Origin of the sequence: Actinomyces sp. ICM58, from assembly GCF_000283035.1 — a bacterium.
Taxonomy (GTDB): Bacteria; Actinomycetota; Actinomycetes; order Actinomycetales; family Actinomycetaceae; genus Pauljensenia.
On the sequence record NZ_ALIY01000164.1, the window covers coordinates 1 to 6,097 of the forward strand.

Below are 6,097 nucleotides of genomic sequence, written 5' to 3' on the forward strand. Positions count from 1 at the left end.
GGAATCGCCGACGGTCCTCTTGCCTCCACTGAGGCTGCCAGGGCGGGGCGCATCATCCCCTCCGACGACACGCTCTCGTTTCTCGGCCCACTCGGCCTATCCAGCGCTCTGGGATGCGTGCCGACGTCGATGGACGAACGCATGCGGGCCACTATCCAGCTCCTGGCGGGGCTGGGCATCACGACGTGCTCGGACCTGCGCGGTCTTGGCCGGGGCCCCGTGTGCGAGCGTTTCGGGGACGTCGGCCAGCGCCTCTGGACGCTGGCATCGGGCGGGGATGTCGTCGTGCCGCTCGGGGTGCGCGCTCACTCGGACCTGTCAGTCGAGCGCGATATCGACAGCGGAGGAGAGCGCATCGAGACGATGACGATCCCCGTAACACGTGCGGCTGACGAACTCTCCGGACGCCTCTTCCGAGCGGGCCTCGTCTCGCACACGCTGCGCATCGACGTGACAGACGGTGGCGGCTCCTCGCGCACCCGCACGTGGAGCGGATGCGACCTGTCGGTGAGCGCCGACATTGCGTTGCGTGTGCGCTGGACCCTGACGGGGTGGATGAGCGCAACGCAGGGGCCCTCCGGTGAGGTCCGATCAATCCGTCTAACGGCCTGCGACCCGCATCCCGGCGATTCCGCTTCAGCCCTGTGGGGGCGCGGACACAGGGAGGCAGACGTGTCGCGCAGCGCCGTGCGCATCCAGGGCCTGGCTGGGCCGGACGCTCTCCTGATGCCGCGCGTGCAGGGAGGGTACGACCCGCGCAGCCGCGTCGTCATGGCGCCGTGGGGGGCAGGGGAGGCGTTACGTTCCCGTTCTGGCGCCTGGGAGGGGGCCGTGTCGAAGCCACCGGCAACCCTGTTCGAGGAGCCGGTGCCGGTGCGTCTCACAGCGTCGATCGGAGCGGGCAGTGACGTCTGCGTCGACCAGCGCGGTGCGCTGACGGCGCCCCCCGCGTATCTATGCGCTGGACGCTCCGCTCATCGCGAATCGGATAGGTGCGACGCCCTCGCGGGCCTCGTGGGGCCCGCGAGGATACGCAGCGTCGCCGGCCCCTGGCCCGTCGCCGGGCGCTGGTGGGAGGGTGAGCGGGCCCGCGCCTACATGCGCGCCACGCTCGAGGACGGGCGAGTGGTCCTGCTCGTGTGGAGTGGGGGTGAGTGGATGGTGGAGGGGCTTGACGAGTGACGGCGCCGCACCTGAGAGCGTGCCGTAGACTGAAAGGATGGTAACCCTGCCTCTGAGCGAGACCCTCGCGTCGATGTCCGACGACGACATCATGGCCCTCGTCGGCCCCGCCACCTGGGCCAACGGCCTGCGCCTGGAACGTGCGGGCGCCGTGCGCGACGTGTCGTGGGCCACGGAGGATGGCCAACTGGAGGCGCGCGTGAAGGACGCGGGCCTGACCTATCGGGTGCGCATCTCGCACGGGGCGCTGCGCCCCACGCTCGCCTGCGCCTGCCCGCTGAGATCAGATTGCCCGCACGCGGTGGCCGCGCTCATCACGGGCCGCGCGCAGGCCATCGAGCGCCAGTCCCGCGTACCCGAGTGGAGCCGCGTCCTGGGTCAGGTGCTGGGGGGCGAACGCTCGCGCGGCGGAGATCCCCTGGCCCTCGTCATCGACGCGCACGATCCGGCCGTGGAGGCCTCGCTCACGCCGCTGCGGCGAGGAGCCTCCTCGTGGACGCCGAAGCGGGCCTCGTGGCTTGACCTGACGGCCACGCAGTGGGCCTCGGTGACGGATGGGCTCGATCCCACCCACGTGTCCTTGCTTCGCGAAGGCTATCGGCTCTCCCGCGAATCGCGCTCGTGGCATTCGCGCACGGAGGTGACCCTCAGCTCGCTGGGAGAGCACGCCTACGCGTGGCTGACTCGCCTCGTGCGCGCGGGAATCGAGCTCTTCGCATCCGCGGACGCGCGCGAGCCCTTCGTGCTCTCGCACGCGACGTGGGACGCCGATATCGACGTGACCTGCGGCGACGAGGGGCTGGACGTGCGAGTCGTGGCACGCAACGGCGACCACGTGCTGGCCAACCCGAGGATCGATCGCGACGCCGGCCTGCTGCTCCTCGATGGAGGCACGGCGGCCGCGCGCATCGAGGGGCTCGCCGCGCTAGACGGTTTTCCCCTCGGGCGCGCGCTGAGGGTGCCAACCTCGGACGTCGCTGATTTTCGCGCCTTGTGGCTTCCCGCGCTGCGCAGACGTTTCGCGATGAGCTCCGTCGACGGCAGTTTCGACCCGGAGGCGACACCACCGGTGTCAGTCGTGGGCACGGTGCGCCGGGATGGGCAGACCGTCGTGGTGCGCTGGTGGGCAGAATACGACGAGGGTGGGTTGCGCTCGCGCACGCCGCTTGCGCAAGGCGTTGGGGATCAGGCCGTAGCGAGCCTCGTGGAGCGCATCAACCGGTGGGGACGCGGCGTGGGAGGCGACCTATGGACGATGCTTCCGGCCACCGGGCGGATCGCCCCGTGGCGGATTCCGCAGTTCCTGGCGACCGTCGTGGATCGCGAAGCCGTGGAAGGCCTCGTGTGGGACGTGGCCGACGACGTGCGCGCCATTGAGGTCTCCGACGACGGCATGGCCGTTGATCTGCGCGTCGAGGACGCACAGTCCGACTGGTTCGATCTGTTCGTGCGCCTGCGGGTCGGCGCTCACAGCCTGAGCGTGCGCGAGGCCCTCGAGGCCATCGGACGCGGGGACGACTACGTGGAGGTGGAGGGCGTCTGGGTGCGCCTGGAAGGGCCGCGCATCCGCGCGTTGCAGGCCCTCTTGGAGGAGGCACGGGCGCTGACGGGCTGTGAAGGCGAGAGTCTGCGCCTGTCGGCCATGTCGGCGGGCGTGTACGAGCTCTTCGAGAAGGAGGCCGACTCGGTCGTCGCATCGACGCAGTGGCGTGAGCGGCTCGCCGCGCTGAGGGGGCAGGGATCGGGCGGCGGACTGGCGCCCGTGCCGGCCCTGGCGCAGGTGCTGCGCCCCTATCAGCGTCACGGGCACGCCTGGCTGACGTCTCGCCTGGGCGCCGGGCTCGGCGCCATTCTGGCGGACGACATGGGCCTGGGCAAGACCGTGCAGATCCTCTCCGCCGTCGCTGCCCTGCGCGCCTCGGGCGCCAGCGTCGGGCCGGTCCTCGTCGTCGCCCCCACCTCGGTCGTGGGTGTGTGGGCCGAGCAGGCCGCGAAATTCACGCCCTTCCTACGCGTTCGCTGCATTATCGAAACAGCGGCGCGCAGGGGCACGACGATCGCGTCGCAGGTGCAGGACTGCGACATCGTGGTCACCTCTTACACGCTGGCGCGCCTCGAGGCCGACCAGTGGAGCGGGGTAGCCCTGGCCGGCGTCGTCATCGACGAAGCGCAGGCCGTCAAGAATCCCCGCACCGCCACGTATCGGGCGTTGCGTGACATGGATGCGCCCTGGCGCCTGGCGGTGAGCGGCACGCCGATCGAGAACTCGCTGGGCGACCTGTGGTCGCTCCTGTCCCTGACCTGCCCGGGGCTTCTGCCCGGGTGGGACACCTTCACGCAGAAGGTGCGCCGCCCCATCGAGGGGGGCGACGCGGGCATGGCCGCCCGCCTCACCTCCTACGTTGCCCCCTTCATCCTGCGCCGCACGAAGGAGGAGGTCGCCACGGATCTGCCCGACAAGATCGTCGACGTCGTGCGCGTGGAGCTCGGCAAGGAGCACCGCCACATCTACGACCAGTACCTGGCCCGCGAGCGCGCGCGGATCCTGGATCTGCTGGCCGATCCGGAGGCGAATCGTATCAGCGTGCTGGCGTCGATTACGCGTTTGCGTCAGCTCGCGCTCGACCCCGCGCTGGTGGATGAGTCGTATGCGCACGTGGGATCGGCCAAGGTCGAGTACGTTGCCGATCGCCTCGATGAGATTGTGCCGGGCGGGCACCGGGCGCTGGTGTTCAGCCAGTTCACGTCGTTTCTTGCTCGTATTCGGCGTGTGTTGGAGCGGCGCGGTATCTCGGTGGTGCAGCTGGACGGTTCGACGCGCAACCGCGAGGAGGTGGTCGAGCGGTTCCGTTCGGGCCAGGCGTCGGTCTTCCTGATTTCGCTCAAGGCCGGCGGTTCGGGTCTGACGCTCACGGAGGCGGACTACGTGTATGTCATGGATCCGTGGTGGAATCCGGCGGCCGAAGAGCAGGCGATTGACCGCGCGCACCGCATTGGGCAGACGAAGAAGGTCAACGTGTATCGCTTGGTGGCCACCGACACGATTGAGGCGAAGGTCGTGGAGCTTCAGGACCGTAAGCGCCGTTTGATTTCTTCGGTGATGAGCGGGACGGGGGCGGGCAGGTCGCTCAGCGTCGCCGACCTGCGGGGTCTGCTTGATCAGTGATGACCGGGCGAGGGTGTGCGCTCTGGGAGTACAGCGACCTTGAGGCCGACGCGGGACCGGACGGCGTCAAGGGCGGCATCGACCTCGGTGAGGGCGAATTCGTGCGTGATCAGAGCGGAGAGGTCGAGCGCACCCGTCGATAGCGCCGTGACGGCTGCCGCGTAGTCTGCCAGGGTCGCGTTTGCGCTGCCGGAGACGGTGAGCTCTCGGTAATGGACCAGGTTCGGGTCGATCTGGGCCAGTGCGCCGGCGGGGAAGCCCGCGAAGCAAGAGACGCTTCCACCGATGGCCGCGCACTGGGCGGCGACGGGGACGAGGCCGGGGTCGCCGACCGCGATGATGACGACGTCCGCGCCGGCTCCGCCCGTCCAGTCGCGCACCTCGGCGACGAGGTCGTCTCCCTGGGAGGCGGTGGTGACCTGTGCACCGAGGGCGAGGGCGGGGGAGAGGCGGTTGGGGCGCCCGCACGCCATGACGGATGCGTGGGCGCTGGCCGCGAGCGCGCAGTGGATGAGTCCGATGGGGCCGGTGCCCAGGACGAGGACCCGCGTGCCCTCGGTGATGGGCAGGCGGGTGGTGGCCCGCAGGCAGCAGGAGAGGGGTTCGGCGAGGGCCAGGAGGGGTGGGGCGATCTCGCGCGCGGTGGGGGTGATGCACGCGAGCGCACGTGCGGGTACGCGGATGACCTCGGCGAGGCCGCCGTCCACCCCGGTTCCGAACAGGGCCATGGAGGCGCAGACGTTAGAGCGCCCGGCGGTGCACGGCTCGCAGTGGCCGCAGGCGATTTCGGGGGCGAGGCCGACCTGCGTTCCCGGGGCGGGGACGTCAACGCCGGGGGTGAGGGCGGAGCCGACGCGCCAGACGCGAGCGGCGATCTCGTGGCCGAGGATCACGCCGGGGGTGACGCCCTTCGTTTTTTGTCCGGTGACGATGCGCAGGTCCGTGCCGCACAGCGTCGTGGCCTCCACGGTGAGGAGGGCGTCGCGCGGCCCCAGGGCGGGAAGTGGGCGCCGGTCCAGGGTGAGGGTGCCGGGTGAGGCGAGCGACGCTGCGAGCATGGAGTCCATGTGACCAGGATAGGGCGTGGTGGGGTTGTTATGAGTGCCTTGCGTCGCGCGTGTGTGGGCGGCGAGCGACGGGCTGTCGAACAGGTGTTCGATATAATGGTGTGGTGAGTGATGAACCCCGATACGCCGAGCTGCATGCCCACAGCGCCTTCACCTTCCTAGAGGGCACCGACGAGCCTGCCGACATGGTGGCGCAGGCCTCGCGCCTGGGCTTGGACGCGCTCGCCATCCTCGACGTGGACGGCATGTATTCGACCGTGCAGACCACGATGGCGGCCCGTGACTGCGGGCTCCCCGTCGTCTACGGGGCCGAGGTCACCCTGGACCCCCACGCGCTGGGTGCGATTGTTCCGGGTTCCCATGCGCGGGGCTGGGGGCTGGCTCCCGGGGCCGAGGAGCCGGGGATCCGTCTGCCGCTGCTGGCCGGGGGGCCCGACGGGTACGAAAACCTCGTGGGCATGATGAGCACGCGGGCGCTGGCCCGTGAGGGGGAGCGCTCTCCCCGCTTTACCCTGGAGGACGTGAGCGGGGCCGGGGGCGGCCTCGTCGCCCTGACCGGGGGCAGGCGGGGCCCCCTCATGCGCGCCCTGCGTGCGGGTGGGCCCACGTGGGCGCGACGGGTCATCAGCGCCCTCGCGGAGGCGGTCGGAGGGGCCGATCGCGTGCTGGTCGAGTGGCAGGC

4 protein-coding genes are annotated in these 6,097 nt (G+C 70.5%); 3 read left to right on the forward strand and 1 reads right to left on the reverse strand.

The genetic code is table 11. The features are described from left to right. The coding region (locus tag HMPREF1138_RS11300) for a hypothetical protein (RefSeq protein WP_009058320.1) at positions 1-1,182 on the forward strand (1,182 nt) is incomplete at its 5' end. Positions 1,183-1,219: 37 nt separating this feature from the next. Then, positions 1,220-4,348 carry a DEAD/DEAH box helicase gene (locus tag HMPREF1138_RS07575; protein ID WP_009058315.1) on the forward strand — a complete coding sequence of 1,043 codons (3,129 nt, stop codon included), beginning with the start codon at positions 1,220-1,222 and terminating at the stop codon, positions 4,346-4,348. Here the strand turns inward: HMPREF1138_RS07575 and HMPREF1138_RS07580 are convergent. Then, a complete protein-coding gene (locus HMPREF1138_RS07580; protein ID WP_009058321.1) occupies positions 4,342-5,406 on the reverse strand; it encodes an alcohol dehydrogenase catalytic domain-containing protein in 1,065 nt (354 codons plus the stop codon). The genes HMPREF1138_RS07575 and HMPREF1138_RS07580 overlap by 7 nt on opposite strands. A gap of 113 nt (positions 5,407-5,519) precedes the next feature. On the opposite strand from HMPREF1138_RS07580, the gene HMPREF1138_RS07585 reads away from it, so the two are divergent. After that, the coding region (locus HMPREF1138_RS07585; RefSeq protein ID WP_039937449.1) for a PHP domain-containing protein at positions 5,520-6,097 on the forward strand (578 nt) is incomplete at its 3' end.

Bases quoted from the DNA above. Each gene is read 5' to 3' on its own strand.
- HMPREF1138_RS07575 (WP_009058315.1), top strand. From the start codon at position 1,220: ATGGTAACCCTGCCTCTGAGCGAGACCCTCGCGTCGATGTCCGACGAC.
- HMPREF1138_RS07580 (WP_009058321.1), bottom strand. From the start codon at position 5,406: ATGCTCGCAGCGTCGCTCGCCTCACCCGGCACCCTCACCCTGGACCGG.